The 17,729-nt window shown below is 69.4% G+C and carries 17 protein-coding genes; 13 read left to right on the top strand and 4 right to left on the bottom strand.

All coding sequences use genetic code 11. The features are described from left to right. Positions 1-91: 91 nt before the first annotated feature. Complete coding sequence (locus FHS07_RS10780) at positions 92-1,057, top strand: tyrosine recombinase XerC (protein ID WP_183419901.1); 966 nt, start codon at positions 92-94, stop codon at positions 1,055-1,057. Positions 1,058-1,299: 242 nt separating this feature from the next. Continuing rightward, the gene (locus FHS07_RS10775; RefSeq protein WP_183419900.1) at positions 1,300-1,890 is read left to right on the top strand and encodes a DUF3060 domain-containing protein; all 591 of its coding nucleotides are present in this window, start codon (positions 1,300-1,302) and stop codon (positions 1,888-1,890) included. A gap of 72 nt (positions 1,891-1,962) precedes the next feature. Here the strand turns inward: FHS07_RS10775 and FHS07_RS10770 are convergent, their stop codons facing one another. Beyond that, on the bottom strand, positions 1,963-2,436 hold the full coding sequence (locus FHS07_RS10770) for a murein hydrolase activator EnvC family protein (protein WP_183419899.1): 474 nt from the start codon (positions 2,434-2,436) through the stop codon (positions 1,963-1,965). A 304-nt stretch (positions 2,437-2,740) separates the two neighbouring features. On the opposite strand from FHS07_RS10770, the gene rpsB reads away from it, so the two are divergent. The 9 genes from rpsB to FHS07_RS10725 all read left to right on the top strand — a co-directional run bounded on the left by rpsB (position 2,741) and on the right by FHS07_RS10725 (position 9,555). Further along, positions 2,741-3,676 (top strand): 30S ribosomal protein S2, encoded by a 936-nt coding sequence (gene rpsB, locus FHS07_RS10765; RefSeq protein WP_183419898.1) that lies wholly within the window; start codon positions 2,741-2,743, stop codon positions 3,674-3,676. A gap of 154 nt (positions 3,677-3,830) precedes the next feature. Further along, positions 3,831-4,658 carry a translation elongation factor Ts gene (gene tsf / locus FHS07_RS10760; protein WP_183419897.1) on the top strand — a complete coding sequence of 276 codons (828 nt, stop codon included), beginning with the start codon at positions 3,831-3,833 and terminating at the stop codon, positions 4,656-4,658. A 144-nt stretch (positions 4,659-4,802) separates the two neighbouring features. Next, positions 4,803-5,519: a UMP kinase gene (gene pyrH, locus FHS07_RS10755; RefSeq protein WP_183419896.1), complete on the top strand. Its 717-nt coding sequence runs from the start codon at positions 4,803-4,805 to the stop codon at positions 5,517-5,519. 75 nt (positions 5,520-5,594) lie between these two features. Next, positions 5,595-6,149 (top strand): ribosome recycling factor, encoded by a 555-nt coding sequence (frr, locus tag FHS07_RS10750; protein ID WP_183419895.1) that lies wholly within the window; start codon positions 5,595-5,597, stop codon positions 6,147-6,149. A 104-nt stretch (positions 6,150-6,253) separates the two neighbouring features. Beyond that, positions 6,254-7,204, top strand: coding sequence for a phosphatidate cytidylyltransferase (locus FHS07_RS10745; protein ID WP_343054684.1), 951 nt, complete (start codon positions 6,254-6,256; stop codon positions 7,202-7,204). Next, complete coding sequence (locus FHS07_RS10740) at positions 7,201-7,773, top strand: DivIVA domain-containing protein (RefSeq protein WP_183419893.1); 573 nt, start codon at positions 7,201-7,203, stop codon at positions 7,771-7,773. Before FHS07_RS10745 ends, FHS07_RS10740 begins: the two co-directional genes overlap by 4 nt. Before the next feature lie 46 nt (positions 7,774-7,819). Then, a complete protein-coding gene (locus FHS07_RS10735) occupies positions 7,820-8,536 on the top strand; it encodes an aggregation-promoting factor C-terminal-like domain-containing protein (protein WP_343054683.1) in 717 nt (238 codons plus the stop codon). Positions 8,537-8,545: 9 nt separating this feature from the next. Then, positions 8,546-8,833: a hypothetical protein gene (locus tag FHS07_RS10730; RefSeq protein WP_183419892.1), complete on the top strand. Its 288-nt coding sequence runs from the start codon at positions 8,546-8,548 to the stop codon at positions 8,831-8,833. After that, the gene (locus FHS07_RS10725) at positions 8,833-9,555 is read left to right on the top strand and encodes an alpha/beta hydrolase (RefSeq protein WP_183419891.1); all 723 of its coding nucleotides are present in this window, start codon (positions 8,833-8,835) and stop codon (positions 9,553-9,555) included. The genes FHS07_RS10730 and FHS07_RS10725 overlap by 1 nt, the downstream gene beginning before the upstream one ends. A gap of 2 nt (positions 9,556-9,557) precedes the next feature. On the opposite strand, the gene FHS07_RS10720 is transcribed toward FHS07_RS10725, so the two are convergent. After that, the gene (locus FHS07_RS10720; RefSeq protein ID WP_183419890.1) at positions 9,558-10,631 is read right to left on the bottom strand and encodes an AI-2E family transporter; all 1,074 of its coding nucleotides are present in this window, start codon (positions 10,629-10,631) and stop codon (positions 9,558-9,560) included. Between the two features lie 172 nt (positions 10,632-10,803). Here FHS07_RS10720 and FHS07_RS10715 point away from each other — a divergent pair, with 172 nt between their 5' ends. Together FHS07_RS10715 and FHS07_RS10710 are read left to right on the top strand one after the other, a co-directional pair. Continuing rightward, positions 10,804-12,606, top strand: a complete 1,803-nt coding sequence (locus FHS07_RS10715) for a DUF8094 domain-containing protein (protein ID WP_183419889.1) — start codon at positions 10,804-10,806, stop codon at positions 12,604-12,606. Continuing rightward, on the top strand, positions 12,603-13,541 hold the full coding sequence (locus FHS07_RS10710; protein WP_183419888.1) for a tetratricopeptide repeat protein: 939 nt from the start codon (positions 12,603-12,605) through the stop codon (positions 13,539-13,541). Before FHS07_RS10715 ends, FHS07_RS10710 begins: the two co-directional genes overlap by 4 nt. Before the next feature lie 85 nt (positions 13,542-13,626). Here the strand turns inward: FHS07_RS10710 and glgB are convergent, their stop codons facing one another. Continuing rightward, positions 13,627-15,765 carry a 1,4-alpha-glucan branching protein GlgB gene (gene glgB, locus FHS07_RS10705; RefSeq protein WP_183419887.1) on the bottom strand — a complete coding sequence of 713 codons (2,139 nt, stop codon included), beginning with the start codon at positions 15,763-15,765 and terminating at the stop codon, positions 13,627-13,629. Beyond that, positions 15,762-17,729, bottom strand: a complete 1,968-nt coding sequence (locus FHS07_RS10700; RefSeq protein ID WP_183420156.1) for an alpha-1,4-glucan--maltose-1-phosphate maltosyltransferase — start codon at positions 17,727-17,729, stop codon at positions 15,762-15,764. The genes glgB and FHS07_RS10700 overlap by 4 nt, the downstream gene beginning before the upstream one ends.

The following is a 17,729-nucleotide window of genomic DNA, read 5'->3' as shown; positions in this document are numbered from 1 at the left end:
CTGCACCGCCGGCGACGCCTCGATCGGCTGGTGTCGCTGTGCGTCGGCGCGTGAAGGATGCATTCGAGACGTGTCGGGGCAGTCTGGGGGGATGCGCACATCGGAGGTCGTCGAGGGCTATCTCGCCCACGTCGCCGACGTGCGGCGCCTGTCGCCCGCGACGGTCCGCGCCTACCGGGGGGATCTCGCCGATCTCGTCCGTGCGGTGGGCGATCGCGACATCGCCCGTATCGAGGTCGACGATCTTCGAGAGTGGCAGTGGCAGGCGACGAAGGCCGGGCAGGCGAAGGCGACCGCCGCCCGGCGGACCTCGACCGTGCGGGGGATGTTCGGGTGGGCCGCAGAACAGGGGCTGGTGGAGGCCGATCCGTCGCAGCGGATGGTCTCCCCCAAGCGGGGGCGCACACTGCCGACGGTGGCGACCGCCGACGCGCTCGACGACGTGCTCTCCGACACCGCTGCGGCGGCCCACAACGGCGATGCGATCGCCCTTCGCGATCACGCGATCCTCGAGACGCTCTACGGTTCGGGTGCGCGGGTGTCCGAGATCTGCGGGCTCGACCTCGATGACGTCGACCATGAACGGCGGACGCTGAGGCTGCGAGGCAAGGGCGACAAAGAACGAGTGGTGCCGTTCGGCCTCCCGGCGGCGCGTGCCCTGCAGGCCTACCTCGTGCGCGCCCGACCCGTACTCGTGGCGAGGCGACAAGCGGCCGTGCACGAGGGCCGCAGGGGCGAGAAGACTCCGGCGCCCCGACGGATCACGGCACCCGGTGACGAGCGCGCGCTGTTCCTGGGGGCGAAGGGAGCGCGGCTGGGCCCGCGCGCGGTGCACACGCTCGTATCCCGGACGGTCGCTCCGCGCGTCGGCACCGACGTGCTCGGACCCCACGCCCTCCGGCATTCGGCGGCGACGCACCTACTCGACGGGGGAGCCGACCTGCGTGCGGTCCAGGAGATCCTCGGCCACGCGAGCCTGGGCACCACCCAGATCTACACCCACGTTTCGGCGGAACGTCTGCGCGAGGCCTACCGGCTGGCGCACCCGCGCGCCTGACGCACCGCCGCCCACCTTCCGCACGCGCGCGCCTCAGACGCCTTCCGCCTCACGTGAACCCCGCCCGTCACCTCCCGCGTGCCTGGCGCGCCCCGCGGCTGACGGCGCCCCGCGCTGCCGCGCTGCCGAGCCCCGCGATCTCCCCGCACCGAATCGCCCCCGCGCGAGGGACCCCATCCTGCGCGGGCGTCGGGGGAGAGATCCCCCTGGCGAGTGCCTTCGCCCGGGCCTACCGTGAGGTCATGAACCGGCGTCTGCTCGCACTCTCGGGCGTGGCCGCCCTCACCGCCCTCCTGGCGGGATGCATCTTCGTCGGCGCTCCGCGACCGGTCGGATCCCGTCTGCCGCCGAGCCCCGACGGACAGGTCGCTCAGACCGCGACCCCGTCGTCGACGGCGACCCCCCTCGCGCCGTCGCCCGCGGCATCCTCAGCGACCGACGCCGGCGCGCTCGACTGCGGCGACGGCGGGAGTCAGATCGCGTCGGGCGCGGACCGATCGTTCCGTGTCACGGGCACGTGCGCCGAGCTGACGGTCGCCGGCTCCGCCCTCACGGTCGACGCGTCTGCGGCCACCGTCGGAACACTCCGCATCTCGGGTGACCGCATCCGTGTGCAGGTCGCCGGTGCCGACGAGGTCATCGTCCAGGGAGATGACGGTGTGGTGACCTCGGCGGCCGGGATCGGACGCATCGAGATCACGGGCGACCGCACGACCACCGAGGCGGTATCCGGCATCCCCTCGGTCACCGTCCGCGGACACGACAATGTCGTCCGCTCCGGCGGCGGAGTCGGATCGGCCGTCGTGGCGGGCAGCGGTAACGAGATCCGCTGACGAACGCCCCCTGCGCGCGACATCGTCGCCGGTGCGCCATCCCATGCGGCGGCGGCACCCGGCCGCTGACCCTCAGCAGCACGGCAGCAGGATTGCCCGGGGCACGCCGCCGCGCAATCGCAACGGGTTGATGTACTCCCCGTCCAGGCGCACGCCCAAGTGCAGCATTCCCGGCGCGGTGTGTCCGCCCATAGCGAGGCGTCCCACCGGTGCCGCCCGTGCGACGACGTCTCCGACGGCGGTATCGGATGCCACGGGCTCGAGCGTCGTCACCAACCCGCCTCCGTGATCGATGGTCACCACCGGGCGACCGGCCACTTCTCCCGCGAACGCCACATGTCCGTCTGCGGGGGAGCGGACGACCTCTCCCGACGCGAGATCGAGTCCCCGGTGGCCCGGTCCGTACGCGTGGGCCGGAGCCTCGTACGGGCGCACGACCTGGACGTGCGCGACGGGCCACACCCATCCGAGGTCGGCGAGCGGGTCCGGAATCGCGAGAAGGAACGCGGCGAGCACCGCGAACGAACGCAAGGATGCCGAGATCATCGGGGCAGTCTGTCGTGTGCGCGTCCCGCGGTTCGGCGCCCCCGACACGGGTGGGGACCGGCACGTGGTGGGGAGGAACGGTCCTGTATGCTGGGGGACGCATCCCGCATGTCGGGATGACTCCGCGTGCCCATTGCGCATCGTGTCGTTCTCGCGAATGACGCACCGCGCGGCATCCACACCCCATGGTCCTCCGCTCCGGCGGGTGGCGGGTGTGCGTCGGGCACCAGGCTCGTCGGGCGAACCGCTTGACGCGAACAACCACAACCACGGCGCGAAAGCGCCCAGAAACAGGAGTACGACCATGGCCGTCGTCACCATCCGCCAGCTGCTCGACAGCGGCGTTCACTTCGGACACCAGACCCGCCGGTGGAACCCGAAGGTGAAGCGCTTCATCCTCACGGAGCGCTCCGGCATCCACATCATCGACCTGCAGCAGTCGCTCGGGTACATCGACAAGGCGTACGAGTTCGTCAAGGAGACCGTCGCGCACGGCGGCACCATCCTCTTCGTCGGTACCAAGAAGCAGGCGCAGGAAGTCCTCGCCGAGCAGGCGACCCGCGTGGGCCAGCCCTACGTCAACCAGCGCTGGCTCGGTGGCCTCCTCACCAACTTCCAGACGGTGTCGAAGCGTCTCGCCCGTATGAAGGAGCTCGAAGAGCTCGACTACGAGAACCCGGCCGAGAGCGGCTTCACCAAGAAGGAGCTGCTGCTCAAGAAGCGCGAGCTCGACAAGCTGCACAAGTCGCTCGGTGGTATCCGCAACCTGCAGAAGACCCCGTCGGCCATCTGGGTCGTTGACGCCAAGCGCGAGCACCTCGCGATCGACGAGGCCAAGAAGCTCGGCATCCCCGTGATCGGCATCCTCGACACGAACGCCGACCCCGACGAGTTCCAGTACCCGATCCCCGGCAACGACGACGCGATCCGCTCCGTGAGCCTGCTCACGCGCATCATCGCCGACGCCGCCGCCGAGGGCCTCATCCAGCGTCACCAGCCCGCCGGTGAGGACGAGGCCGCCGAGCCCCTCGCCGAGTGGGAGCGCGAGCTGCTCGAGACGCCCGCCGAGACGAACGCCGAGACCACCGAAGCCGCAACGGAGTCGCCCGCCGACGCCGCCGGCGCCGAGGCTCACGACGAGACCGTCGCCGCCGAGTCGGGCGAGACCGCGACCGAGGTCGCCGACGCCGAGGCAACCGACGCCGAGGCAGCTGACGCCGAGGCCACCGACAGCAAGTAAGCCGCGCGACGCTCGGTTCACCATGGCGTGAACGGCGCGTCACCCGCACAGGCTACGATCCGGCGGGGTCGTGACTGCCCCCTCGCGCGAGGGTGGCGACACGGCCCCGCCGGGCTCACATCGAGAACGAAAACGACAAGGAGACCGCCACACCATGGCAAACTTCACGATCGCCGACATCAAGGCGCTGCGCGAGCAGCTCGGCACCGGCATGGTCGACACCAAGAAGGCGCTCGAAGAGGCTGACGGCGACGTCGAGAAGGCCGTCGAGATCCTGCGCCTCAAGGGTGCGAAGGGCAACGCCAAGCGCGCCGACCGTTCCACGAGCGAGGGCCTCGTCGCCGCTCGCGAGAACAACGGTTCCGTGACGCTTCTCGAACTCGCCTGCGAGACCGACTTCGTCGCCAAGAACGAGCGCTTCATCGCTCTGGCCGACAAAGTCGCCGACGCTGCTGCCGCCGCGGGCGCCGACTCGGTCGAGACGGCCCTGGCCGCCGACGCCGACGGCAAGTCCGTCGAGCAGCTCATCTCCGACGAGGCCGCCATCATCGGCGAGAAGGTCGAACTGCGTCGCGTGCGCACGATCTCGGGCGACAAGTTCGAGGTGTACCTGCACAAGACCAGCAAGGACCTGCCCCCGCAGGTCGGCGTGGTGCTCGCCTACACCGGTGACGACGCCGAGACCGCTCGCTCCATCGCGCAGCACATCTCGTTCGCGAACCCCTCGTACCTCACCCGCGACGCCGTGCCCGAGGCCGACGTCGACAAGGAGCGCGAGATCGTCACCGAGATCTCCCGCAACGAGGGCAAGCCCGAGGCCGCCCTGCCGAAGATCGTCGAGGGCCGCGTCAACGCGTTCTTCAAGCAGGTCTCGCTGCTCGACCAGGACTACGCGAAGGACAACAAGCTGTCCGTCGCCAAGGTCGCGTCCGACGCCGGTCTCACCCTGACCGACTTCGCCCGCTTCAAGGTCGGCGCGTAACACGCACGTGATGAGGCCCGGGATGCCACGGCATCCCGGGCCTTTTCCCTGCCCGCACGCCGACCGGATCCCCGCCCTCACCGCTGCGGACGCACGCACGAAACGCGCGGGGGATAGTTTGTTAAAGACGAGAGGACACCACACGTGATCGATGAGGCCAGCAAGCGCCGCCGAGTTCTTCTGAAGCTGTCGGGGGAGGCGTTCGGGGGCGGCCAGTTGGGCGTGAACCCCGATGTCGTGAGTCAGATCGCCCGCGAGATCGCCCAGGCCGTCGACCGGGTCGAGATCGCGATCGTGGTCGGTGGGGGCAACTTCTTCCGCGGTGCCGAGCTCAGCCAGCGCGGCATGGACCGCGGACGTGCCGACTACATGGGGATGCTCGGCACCGTGATGAACGCGCTCGCCCTGCAGGACTTCCTCGAGCAGGCCGGAGCCGCCACGCGCGTGCAGTCGGCGATCTCGATGACCCAGGTCGCCGAGCCGTACATCCCGCGCCGCGCCGTGCGCCACCTCGAGAAGGGACGCGTCGTGATCTTCGGTGCCGGGGCGGGTCTGCCGTACTTCTCCACCGACACGGTCGCCGCCCAGCGCGCGCTCGAGATCGGCGCGACCGAGGTGCTCGTGGCCAAGAACGGCGTGGACGGCGTCTACACCGCCGACCCGCGCACCGACGCTTCCGCCACCAAGCTCGACCACATCACCTACCGCGACGCCCTGCAGAAGGGACTGAAGGTCGTGGACTCCACCGCGTTCAGCCTCTGCATGGACAACGGCATCGACATGCGCGTTTTCGGCATGGAACCCGGCAACGTCACCGACGCGCTCCTGGGGGAGACGATGGGAACGCTCGTCACCACGTGACGCGCCGCGCGGGCCCGGGGAGCCGGGCCCGCGCGCGACTAGACTGAGATGTCAGTCCCAACGAATGGAGTCACCGTGATCGCCGATGTCCTCGCCGATGCCGGAGCGCGCATGGATCGCGCCGTGGAGGCCGCCAAGGAGGACTTCGCGACCGTCCGTACCGGGCGCGCGAACCCCCAGATGTTCCAGAAGGTGCTGGTCGACTACTACGGGTCGCCGACACCCCTCGCGCAGCTCGCGTCGTTGAACAACCCCGAGGCTCGCACTCTCGTCATCAACCCGTACGACAAGACGGCGCTGAAGGCGATCGAGCAGGCGATCCGCGACATGCCGAACCTCGGCGTGAACCCCACGAACGACGGCACGATCGTGCGTGTCACCATGCCCGAGCTCACTCAGGACCGCCGCAAAGAGTACGTCAAGATCGTGCGTGGCAAGGGTGAGGACGCGAAGGTGCAGGTGCGCCACCTCCGTCGCAAGGCGAAAGACGACTTGGACGCCCTCAAGAGCGACGTCGGCGAAGACGAACTCGTACGCGCCGAGAAAGAGTTGGACACCGTCACGCGCACGCACGTCGACATGATCGACGAGGCGCTGAAGCGCAAAGAGGCCGAGCTGCTCGAGGTCTGATCCGAATGCCCGACGCCCCTGAGACCGGCGAAGATCAACCGGTCGATCCGCCCGGCTCACGTCGGGAAGAGGCCGTGCGCCGTTCAGCCATGACGGGTGAGGGCGTGACGGCCATCGAGTCGCAGCTTCGCGCCATGCGGACGGATGCCGAGCAGCACATCGCTCACGCCCGTGCGGAGTTCGGCCAGGCGAACGAGCGACTCAAGCAGCGCACCGGTCGCGACCTCATCGTCGCGACGTTGATCGGTGTGGGCATCGGCGTGGTTCTGGTCGCCTCGCTCATCTTCGTGAAATGGCTCTTCGTGTTCTTCGCGGGGGCGGCCATGATCCTCGGGGTTCTCGAGTTCTCCCGCGCTCTGCAGGTCGCGGGCCGTCGCGTCGACGTCGTCCCGCAGCTCGTGATGGGCTCGCTGCTTCTGCTGAGCGGATTCTTCCTCGGTCCTTGGGTGCATTGGATCGCGACCCTCGCCGCGGTGGTCGTCGTCGTCGTGTGGCGTCTGATCGCGCAGATGATCGCGTCGGACGGCCGCGCACGTATCGACGTGATCGGCGATGTGCTGGTCGGGGGATTCGTCCAGTTGTACGTCCCCTTCCTCACCAGCATGGCGGTCGTCCTCCTCGCGCAGCCCCGAGGTGAGTGGTGGGTCCTGGCCTTCATCATCCTGGCCGTCGCCGCCGACACCGGCGCGTACGTGTCGGGGCTCACCTTCGGGCGGGGTGGGCGGCATCCGATGGCCCCCCGCATCAGCCCGAAGAAGACGTGGGAGGGCTTCGCCGGCGCCTGCGTCGCCGCCCTCGTCGCGGGTGCGCTCCTGGCCGTGTTCATGCTGCAGGTCCCTTGGTGGGCGGGCCTGGTGTTCGGCGCCGTGGTGCTGGCCACGGCGACGGTCGGCGATCTCGGCGAGTCGATGGTCAAGCGCGATCTCGGCATCAAAGACATGAGTTCCTGGCTTCCCGGGCACGGTGGAGTTCTCGACCGCCTCGATTCGATCCTGCCGTCGGCTACGGCGGCCCTGGTGACCTACTACCTCCTCGCACCGTTCGGAGTGTCATGACCGAGACGCAGCCCGACGACAAGGTCGAGGCGACACCGTTCCCCGAGTCCGGGCGGGCGAAGGGCTACGAGAAGCGTGCCGTCGACACCTTCCTCTCCCGTGCGCGGGAAGTCTTCGAGAGCGACGACGTCGGATCCCTGCGGTCCTCCGACGTCCGCGCGGCGGCGTTCCCCCTGGTGCGCGGGGGCTACTCGGTCACGGCGGTCGATGCAGCCCTCGGACGCGTCGAGGACGCCTTCGCTGCACGAGAGCGCGAACACGCCCTGTCGCGACTCGGGGCCCGCGCCTGGGTCGCTGAGACCCGCGACACCGCACAGGTCGTGCTCGACCGCCTGCGTCGCCCAGGAGGGTCGCGCTTCGAGCGCGTCGGCATCCTCCGCTACGGCTACCGCGTCGACGAGGTCGACGTGGTGGCCGACCGCGTGGCGCGGTATCTCGCGGCGGGAGACCCCGTCACCCCCGATCAGGTGCGTGCGGTGGCGTTCCGGATGCAACGCGGCGGGTACCGCGAGGCCCAGGTCGACGCCGTCCTCGACGCCGTCGTCGATGTGATGCTCGCCGTCGGATGAGCGCGCATGACACCTCCCGTCGCGCCTCGGTAGACTCAGCGGCACTGTGACTTCCGGATCGCATCTCTCACGCACCTCATCGTCCCGTGTCGCCCGCCGCGGCGAGACGGGCCACGACGTGATCCCTCCGGTGATGCCCCGGCGAGCCACCCCCCGCTGGTCGCGCCGTCGCGGCGTCGTCGGTGCGTTCGGCGCGTGCGCGGCGGTTCTCTTCACCGCGGCCTACGTGGGGCCCATGGGTGCGGCGCTCCAGCCCGCGCAGGCCGATGAGCCACGCACGGTCACCCTCTACGCCGAGGGCTTGGACGACACGCAGGCGGTCTCCACCCTCGGTGATAAGCAGGCGCCGCAGCTCGATCGATCCAGCTACAACGTCTACGTCGCACCGAAGCCGACACCGACGCCCACCCCGACCCCGACGCGTACGAGCGCGTCCGACTCGGAATCGTCGGCAGGTTCTTCCGGGCCGCTGTTCTACTCGGGTGGCGGCGCTCCCGGCGAGTGGATGGCCGCAGCCGGCATCGCCGAGTCAGACATGGGTTACGTCGACTACATCGTCAGCCGCGAGAGCGGGTGGAACCCCAACGCCACCAACCGCTCGTCCGGGGCGTGCGGCCTCGTGCAGGCCCTTCCCTGCAGCAAGGTGCCCGGTAACGGCTACGACCCTGTCGACAACCTGCGTTGGGCCACCGGTTACGCCACGGGCCGATACGGCAGCTGGGCCGGCGCCTACGCGTTCTGGACCAACAACCACTGGTGGTGAGCGGCGACCATGCCCCGCTCCCGTAAACGCCGCCCGGATCCGGATCGCGGCGACGATTCCCTCGACCGCCTGATCGCGGGATGGAAGCGCACCGAGGTCAAACGCGGCATCGAGTGGACCGTGCAGCCGATCTCCGCCCCGCAGGCGCAGAAGGACTACATCTGTCCCGGCTGCGGGCGCGCGGTGGTCACGGGCACAGCGCACCTCGTCGTCTGGCGCGCCGACGGCGTCCTCGGCGACGCTGCCGACCTGGCGGCACGTCGACACTGGCACACACACTGTTGGAGGATCGCCTGATGGACATTCGTGGCCCCGTTCTGCTTCCCGCCCGTCGGGAAAACATCGAGTTGCACACGGTGGACGAGCTCACCCTCGTCGGTGAACTGGCCCTGCCCGCCGAGCGCGAGCCGGTCGCAACCCTGGTGACCCTGCATCCGCTTCCGACAGCGGGCGGGTTCATGGACTCGCACATCTTGCGCAAGGCCGCCGGCCGGCTTCCGGCCCTCGCCGACATCGCCGTTCTGCGCTTCAACACCCGCGGTACGACCTCACCGCGCGGCACGAGCGAGGGTGCATTCGACGGGGGAGCGAACGAGGTGTTCGACGTGGCAGCCGCGGTCGACTTCGTCCGTGAGCGGGGACTTCCGCGGCCGTGGCTGGTGGGCTGGTCGTTCGGCACCGAGCTGGCGCTGAAGTACGGTCGCGATCACGACATCGAGGGCGTCATCCTGCTCTCCCCGCCCCTCCACCGCGCAACCGCTGACGAGGTGGCCGCCTGGGCGGGTGACGAACGGCGGATGGTCGTGCTCGTGCCCGAGTTCGACGACTACCTGCGGCCCGACGAGGCGCGCGAGCGTTTCGCCGCGGTTCCGCATGCCACCCTCATCGCCGTCGAGGGCGGGAAGCACCTGTGGGTGGGCGAGACGCAGACCCGCCGCGTGCTGACCGAGATCGTCGCGGCGGTCGCCCCCGACGCACTGCCGCTGCCTGTCGAGTGGGAGGGCGACGTCGCCGACTGAGCTCAGCGCTCGTTCTGCCGGGGGATGATGACCTCGCGGTAGATGATGAGGATGCTGGCGGCCACCGGGATCGCGATGAGCGCGCCCAGCAGATTGAGCAGCGCGCCGCCCGCGAGCGCCGAGATGACCACGACGGATCCGGGCACCGAGACCGCGCGATTCATGATGCGCGGGGAGATCACGTACGCCTCGATCTGCATATACACGAGGTAGTAGATCAGGGCGATGAGCGCGATGGTGGGGGATCCGACCCCCGGAATCAGGCAGCTCAGCACGATGATCGTCGATCCGGTGAGCGTTCCCACCAGGGGGATGAGCGAGAAGAAGAAGGCGATCACCGCCAGTACTGCGGGGAACGGCGCCTGGATGATCGACAGGAAGATCGCGCTCAGCACGCCGTTGATGACGCCCAGGCTGACCTGGCCCATGACGTAGTAACCCACGGAGTCGGTGATCTTCTCGGCGAGTTCGATGAAGCGCGCGCGCTTGGACGCCGGCACGAGCTGGTACACCGCCGACTTCAGCGACGGGGTGGATGCCGTGAAGTAGATGGTCAGGATGAGCACGATGAACGCGCCGCCCAGGCCCGCCGCCACCGCCCCGCCGACGGCGAGGAGGCTGTTGCCGACCATGGTCGAGATGGAACCCACGTCGAGGGTCGAGATCCACTGCTGCACGCCCGCCCACACGTCGTCCAGGCGCAGCCAGGGGAGGTTCGCCGACACCCAGTCCTGCACCTGCAAGACCACCTCGTTCCAGCGACCGGGCTGCAGCACCTGCTCCACCTGCGCGACGAGCTGCGCGATCTGCCCGACGATGATGGGCACGACCATGACGATGATCCCGGCGAAGATGCCGAGGACACCGAGGATCGTCACGAGCACGGCCGCCCAGCGCGGGAGTCCGCGTCTCGCCAGGAACGACACCACGGGGTCGAGCCCGAGCGAGAGGAACAGTGCCGTGCCGACGTAGAGAAGGATCGTCGACAGGTTCTGCACACTGCCGATGAGCAGCAGGCCGACTCCGACGCCGAGCGTGGCCAGCAATGCGACCCGGAATGGGTTGTGGATCTTCATGCCGCCAGACTCCCGCCTCAGCGGGCGTTCGTGCCCGTGACGTCAGGATACTGACGACGGCGGCACCGAACGCACGCGACGGGCCTCGCCGAGAACTTTCAGCCGCCCTCGGATAGTCTGAAACGTCGATTCTTCGGTGGCGCCCGAGCCACCGGTGGGGATGGTGTGAAGCGTGAGATTCGTCTGGGCTGTGGTGGCGTTCGTCATCGCGGCCGTCATGATCGGTGCCGGAATCGCCCAGAGGACGGTGTTCCAGGGGCCATCCGAAGCCTCGGCGACCGTTCAGACCGAGGGCACGTCCGCCTACACGCTCGTCGATGGCGCGCTGCTGACCAGTGTGCCGGGAGCCCAGACGCTGCGCGTCGAGGGTGACGGCGAGGTGTTCGCCGCCTACGGCCGCACCGCTGACATGAAGGCATGGCTGGCCGATGTGCCCTACACCGCCGTGACCGTCGACGGCGAGGGCGTCGTGCAGACCAGCGAGGTGCAGCCGACCGTGACGGCGACCAGTACCGCCGCGGCCGGTCGCAGCCCCGTCGACTCCGACCTGTGGCTCGACGAGTACGAGCAGACGGGCACGCTGTCGGCGACGTTGCAGTTGCCGAGCGAGATGAGCGTGCTCATCGCCTCCGACGGCACCGCCCCGGCTCCCGCCAACGTGAGCGTGAGCTGGCCCATCGACGACTCCACCCCGTGGGCCGGCCCTCTCATCGTCGGCGGTGGCATCGTGCTGCTGATCGGTCTCGTGCTGTACCTGCTCGGCATCCGGCACGTGCGCCGCTCGCGTCGTCCGCGTCGGAAGGGCCTGCCCCTGCCCGTCACCGAGCCGATCTCGATGGTCGGCGACGCCGAGGCGAAGGGCGTCATCAGCGAAAGCCCCGGCCGTCGCGGTTCGCGCGGACGGGGTGCCCTCGGCGGACGCCGGGCCCTCATCGCGGTGCCCGCCCTCGGTGTCTCGGTCGCCCTCCTCGCCGGCTGCTCCGCCGATGCGTGGCCGCAGTTCGCCGCCCAGGAGACACCGAGCCCCACCCCGACCGTGATCGTCCCCGAGGGGCAGTTCCCGCCCGCCGTCACCGAGGCACAGGCGCAGCGCATCGTGTCGCGCGTGTCGTCCACTGTCGCGCAGGCCGATGCCGCCCTCGATGCGACGGCGGCCGCCGAGCGACTCGCGGGTCCCGCGCTGGCCGAACGCCAGACCAACTACACGCTGCGCGCGGCGATCCCCGACCGGGCCGCCCTCCCGGCCATCCCGGCTGAGCCGGTCCAGATCGTGCTCCCGCAGACCACGGGAGCCTGGCCGCGGACGCTCATGACCGTCGTGGAGTCCGCGGATGCCGCGACACCGACGACGACCATCATGATGATGACCCAGGAGACGCCCTGGGACGAGTACAAGGCGTCCTACGTCGGCAACCTCGAGGCATCCACCAACCTGCCCGAGCTCGCCGCTCCCTACGTCGGGGCGACGCAGGTGCCGCCGGACTCCAATTTCCTCGTGCTGGCGCCCGAGAAGGTTGCCGCGGCGTACGCCGACATCATCAACAACGGGCAGAACAGTGCGTCGTGGTCGACGTTCGACACCGCCAACGACCTGTTGCTGTCGGCCATTCAAGACAACAAGACCAAGCGCACCGAGGAGTTGAACCAGACCGGTGCGGGAACCGCCGAGATCAGCTTCGCGGCGTCGGCGGGCCCCGCGACCCCGATCGCTCTCGCCACCCTCGACACCGGCGCGATCGTCGCGGTCAACGTGTACGAGAGCGACACGGCGAAGCCGACGAACGCCGACGCGGTCATCAAGCTCGACAACAACCCCGCGGTCGAGGCCCTCACCGCGGTCGACCAGTCCGCGACCGGCTTCACCACGACCTACTCCGACCAGGTGTTCTTCTACGTGCCCAGCCAGGGCTCAGACGATCAGATCCGCCTGCTCGGCTACCGATCCAGCCTCCTCGAAGCGAAGGTGTCCCCGTGAGCACTCCCGCCCCCGGTTCCGTCCTGCGCGGTGCCGTCGACCTCTCGTCGCTGCGCAACCGCCCGCAGACCCCCGCACCCGCGCCCGCGTCCGCGGATGCGCCGGCGGGCGGCGCGACCCCCCTCGTCTTCGATGTGACGGACGCCACCTTCGGCGACGTCCTCGAGCTCTCTCGCACCGTGCCGGTCGTCATCGACCTGTGGGCCGAGTGGTGCGGGCCCTGCAAGCAGCTGAGCCCCGTGCTCGAGAAGGTGGTCACCGAGCTCGGCGGACGCCTCGTGCTGGCCAAGGTCGACGTCGACGCCAACCCGCAGTTGGCGCAGGGCTTCCGTGCGCAGTCCATTCCGATGGTCCTCGCGCTCGTCGCGGGGCAGCCCGTTCCGCTGTTCACGGGGGCGGTGCCCGAGCAGCAGGTGCGCGACGTGTTCGCCCAGCTGCTGCAGCTCGCCGCCCAGCACGGCGTGACCGGAATGGTCCCGGTCGAGGCGACTCCGCCCGCGGAGGCTCCCGGTGACGAGCCCCTCCCGCCGCTGCACGCCGAAGCGTTCGCCGCCATCGAGGAAGGCGACTACGCCCGTGCGGTCGCCGCCTACGAGAAGGCCCTCGTCGAGGACCCGCGTGATGCCGACGCGCGCGCCGGCCTCGGGCAGGTGCAACTGCTCGCTCGCGTGCAGGACGCCGATCTGCAGGCCGCACGCGCGGCCGCCGCTGCGTCGCCCACCGGGATCGAGGCGCAGTTCCTCGTCGCCGACCTCGACGTCGTCGGCGGACACGTCGAGGATGCGTTCGGGCGTCTGCTCGAGCTCTTCGCGGCGCTCCCCGCAGACGAGCGCGCCCCCGTGCGTGAGCGCCTGCTCGAGCTGTTCGGCCTCATCGGTGACGACGATGCTCGCGTCATCCGTGCACGCACCCGCTTGGCATCCCTGCTCTTCTGAGACACCGCACGGAGGCGTGCTTCTCGCTCCCGTGCCACGCACGAAGGCCCCGTCCGCGGACGGGGCCTTCGTCGTTCGCGTGACGTCAGACGTCGGCGCGGTGGTGCAGCCAGAGCACGCCCAGCGGCGGAAGCGTCAGCGTCGCGTTGCCGCGGGCATCGGTCGTCACGGCGCCCAGGTTGCCCTGTCCGGACCCGCCGAACGCCCCGGCGTCGCTGTTCAGCACCTCGGTCCAGGTGCCCGCTTCGGGGAGGTCGAGCGGGAAATCACCGAGGGGGACACCGGAGAAGTTGCAGACGACGGCCACGGTGTTGCCATGGTGGTCGCGGCGGGCGAAGGCGAGGACGTTGGGGTTCCACGCCGGGGCACCCAGGCGCGAGAACGCGGCACCGTCGTGATCGCGCGACCAGAGGGCCGCCTGATCCTTGTAGACGCGGTTCAACTCGGCGACGAAGTCGTGCAGCTGACGGTGCGCCGGCTGGTCGAGCATCCACCAGTCAAGGCTGCGCGATTCGGACCACTCGGACATCTGGCCGAACTCCTGGCCCATGAACAGCAACTGCTTGCCGGGGTGGCCCCACATGTACGCGAGGAACGCGCGCATGTTCGCGAGCTTCTGCCAGTGATCTCCCGGCATCCGTCCGAAGAGGCTGCCCTTGCCGTGAACGACCTCGTCGTGGCTGATCGGCAGGACGAAGTTCTCGCTGAACCCGTAGACGAACGAGAACGACAGTTCTCCTTCGTGGTGCGAGCGGTACATGGGGTCGCGCCCGATGTACTGCAGCGAGTCGTTCATCCAGCCCATGTTCCATTTGAAGCCGAAGCCCAGACCCGCGGCCGACGTCGGCGCGGTCACTCCGGGGAAGCTGGTGGACTCCTCGGCGATGATCGCGATGCCGGGGTAGCGCTTGTAGGAGGTCGCATTGACCTCCTGCAGGAAGCGGATGGCCTCGAGGTTCTCGCGGCCCCCGAACTGGTTGGGCGCCCACTCCCCGTCTTCGCGGGAGTAATCGAGATAGAGCATGGATGCCACGGCATCCACTCGCAGACCGTCGACGTGGAACTCCTCGAACCAGTACAGCGCGTTCGCGACGAGGAAGTTGCGCACCTCGTTCCGCCCGTAGTCGAAGATCAGCGTGCCCCAGTCCTTGTGCTCGCCGCGACGCGGATCGGGGTGCTCGTAGAGCGCTTCACCGTCGAAGCGGGCGAGGGCGAAGTCGTCCTTGGGGAAGTGCCCGGGCACCCAGTCCATGATGACGCCGATGTCGGCCTGGTGAAGGCGATCGATCAGGTAGCGCAGGTCGTCGGGGTCTCCGAAGCGGCTGGTGGGGGCGTAGTAGCCCGACACCTGGTAGCCCCACGAGCCGCCGAAGGGGTGCTCGGACAGGGGCAGGAACTCCACGTGGGTGAAGCCCTGGGCGCCGACGTAGTCGATGATCTGGTCCGCCGCGTCGCGGTACGACAGGCCCTGCTTCCACGAGCCGAGGTGAAGCTCGTAGACCGACATCGGGCGGTCGATCGGGGCGGTGGAGGAGCGGTGTGCGATCCACGCGTCGTCCGACCAGCTGTAGTCGGATTCGGTGACCACCGACGCCGTCGCCGGTGGCACCTCTGCGAGGCGCGCCATGGGGTCGGCCTTCTCGATCCATTGACCCGCGCGGGTGAGGATCTCGAACTTGTACCGCGTGCCTGTTCCGATGCCGGGGATGAACACCTCCCACACGCCGCTGCCGCCCATCGAGCGCATCGCGCTGCCCGAGCCGTCCCAGCCGTTGAAGTCGCCGATGACGCGCAGAGCGCGAGCGTCGGGCGCCCAGACCGTGAAGGCCACGCCGCGGGATCCGTCGAGCTCGCGCACGTGCGCTCCGAGGACGCGCCACAGCTCCTCGTGGCGTCCCTCCGAGACGAGGTGGAGGTCGAGCTCGCCGATGGAGGGCGCGTGCCGGTAGCCGTCGTCGGCGACGTGCTCGGTGCCCTCGTAGCCGGCGCGCACGGTGTACGAACCGGGGTACGCCTCGGTGTGCGCCTCCCAGATACCGCCGTGCAGGTGTTCCAGAGGCACGCTGCGACCGTCAGCGAGCTCGGCGACGACCTCGTGGGCGAGGGGACGTCGAGTACGGATCACCCAGCCGTCGCCGGTCTCGTGCACGCCCAGCACGCTGTGCGGGTCATGATGGGCACCCTGGGCGACGGCGTCCAGGATCTCAGCGGGAAGCGGGGTCATCGGTTCTCCTTGACGTGCAGGATGTGCACGGGCTCGTTGAAGGCGTCGAGACGCACGAAGTTGTGGTCGGCCCACGTCCACACCTGGCCGGTCACGAGGTCTTCGACGTCGTACGACGCGCCCGGTTCGATGCCGAAGACGGTCGTGTCGAGGTGGACGGTCGTCTCGCGGGCGGAGTGCGGGTCGACGTTGGCCACGACGATGATCGTGTCGGAGGCGCCGGTCGGGGACAGCTCGGCGGGCAAGTGCTTGGAGTACACGAGGGTGGCGTCGTCGTCGCTCCAGTGCACGTCGAGGTTGCGCAGCTGTCGGAGCGCCGGGTGTGCGCGCCGCGCGGCGTTGAGCATGCGCAGGTACGGCGCGATCGAGTGGCCGGTGGCTTCGGCGCCCTCCCAATCGCGGAACTTGTACTCGTACTTCTCGTTGTCGATGTTCTCTTCGGAACCCGGGCGGGCGACGTTCTCGATGAGTTCGTACCCCGCATAGACGCCGTAGGTCGGCGCCGCGGTCGCGGCGATGGCCGCGCGGATCTTGTACGCGGGCCGCCCGCCGTACTGCAGGTACTCGGTGAGGATGTCGGGGGTGTTCACGAAGAGGTTCGGGCGCAGGAAGTCGTCCGTCTCATGCGCGAGCGCACCGAGGAACTCCTCGAGTTCTTCCTTCGTGTTGCGCCAGGTGAAGTACGTGTAGCTCTGCTGGAAACCGGCCATGGCCAGGCCCTGCATGGGCGCGGGGCGTGTGAAGGCCTCGGCGAGGAACACCGCATCGGGTTCCTCGGCGCTGACCGTGGCGATGAGCCACTCCCAGAACTGCAGGGGCTTGGTGTGCGGGTTGTCGACACGGAAGATGGTCACGCCCTGGGCGATCCAGTGGCGCACGATGCGCAGCACCTCGGCCCGGATGCCGTCGGGGTCGTTGTCGAAGTTGACCGGATAGATGTCCTGGTACTTCTTCGGCGGGTTCTCGGCGAACGCGATCGAGCCGTCGGGCAGCGTCGTGAACCACTCGGGGTGCTCCGCGACCCACGGGTGGTCGGGCGAGGCCTGCAGCGCGAGATCGAGGGCGACCTCGAGGCCGTTCTCTCGGGCCGCGGCCACGAACGCCCGGAAGTCGTCGAGGGTGCCGAGGTCAGGATGGACAGTGTCGTGACCGCCCGCGGCACCGCCGATGGCCCACGGCGAACCCGGGTCGCCCGGCTGTGTGACGAGGGTGTTGTTCGGGCCCTTGCGGTTGGTCTCGCCGATGGGGTGGATCGGCGGCAGGTACAGCACGTCGAAACCCATGCCGGCGACGCCGGGGAGACGGTCGACGGCGGTGCGGAACGTGCCGCTGACGACGGAACCGTCTTCGTTGCGGGTGGCGCCCTCGGAGCGAGGGAAGAACTCGTACCACGCGCCGACGCCTGCGCGTTCGCGTTCGACGAGCAGCTCGGCCTCCCGGCCGATCGAGACCAGTCCCATCATCGGACGAGCCGCGAACAGGGCGGCGATCGCGGGATCGCGCACGATCGACAGGGCGACGTCGTCGTGGACGTCGGAGTCGCGCAGTGCCCGCGCGGCTTCGTACAGCGCGTCTTTGTCGGCGCCGGGGCGCTTCTTCTCGCCGCGCGCGCGGTCGAACAGCTCCGCGCCCATCGTGCGCATGAGCGCGGTGTCGACACCCGCGGCGATCTTCACCTCGGCGGCGTGCTCCCACGTGGCGAAGTCGTCGGCGAAGGACTCGAACCGGAAGCGCCACACGCCCTGCTCGAGCGGTGCCACCACGGCGGACCACCGATCGAAGCCGTCGTTCAGGGGGCTCAGGCGGTGCAGCGACTCGTCACCCGAGGGCGAGAACAACCGCACGTTGACACCGATGCGATCGTGACCCTCGCGGAAGGCGGTGACCGTGAACGGCACGGCTTCCCCGACGTAGGCCGACGGGCGAAAGGCTCCGCCGGGCACGCTCGGGTGGGGAAGCGCCAT

The sequence above is a fragment of the Microbacterium proteolyticum genome (assembly GCF_014192415.1).
Classification (GTDB): Bacteria; Actinomycetota; Actinomycetes; order Actinomycetales; family Microbacteriaceae; genus Microbacterium; species Microbacterium proteolyticum.
The sequence above is the reverse complement of the archived record's forward strand: the minus strand, read 5'-3'. Positions and strand labels throughout refer to the sequence as shown.

What these genes read in the sequence shown, in the direction of transcription:
- FHS07_RS10725 (WP_183419891.1), top strand. Translation starts at nt 8,833, where the DNA reads ATGGACATTCGTGGCCCCGTTCTGCTTCCCGCCCGTCGGGAAAACATC.
- FHS07_RS10720 (WP_183419890.1), bottom strand. Translation starts at nt 10,631, where the DNA reads ATGAAGATCCACAACCCATTCCGGGTCGCATTGCTGGCCACGCTCGGC.
- FHS07_RS10775 (WP_183419900.1), top strand. Translation starts at nt 1,300, where the DNA reads ATGAACCGGCGTCTGCTCGCACTCTCGGGCGTGGCCGCCCTCACCGCC.
- FHS07_RS10700 (WP_183420156.1), bottom strand. Translation starts at nt 17,729, where the DNA reads ATGGCGCTTCCCCACCCGAGCGTGCCCGGCGGAGCCTTTCGCCCGTCG.
- FHS07_RS10740 (WP_183419893.1), top strand. Translation starts at nt 7,201, where the DNA reads ATGACCGAGACGCAGCCCGACGACAAGGTCGAGGCGACACCGTTCCCC.
- glgB (WP_183419887.1), bottom strand. Translation starts at nt 15,765, where the DNA reads ATGACCCCGCTTCCCGCTGAGATCCTGGACGCCGTCGCCCAGGGTGCC.
- tsf (WP_183419897.1), top strand. Translation starts at nt 3,831, where the DNA reads ATGGCAAACTTCACGATCGCCGACATCAAGGCGCTGCGCGAGCAGCTC.
- FHS07_RS10730 (WP_183419892.1), top strand. Translation starts at nt 8,546, where the DNA reads ATGCCCCGCTCCCGTAAACGCCGCCCGGATCCGGATCGCGGCGACGAT.
- rpsB (WP_183419898.1), top strand. Translation starts at nt 2,741, where the DNA reads ATGGCCGTCGTCACCATCCGCCAGCTGCTCGACAGCGGCGTTCACTTC.
- FHS07_RS10780 (WP_183419901.1), top strand. Translation starts at nt 92, where the DNA reads ATGCGCACATCGGAGGTCGTCGAGGGCTATCTCGCCCACGTCGCCGAC.
- FHS07_RS10770 (WP_183419899.1), bottom strand. Translation starts at nt 2,436, where the DNA reads ATGATCTCGGCATCCTTGCGTTCGTTCGCGGTGCTCGCCGCGTTCCTT.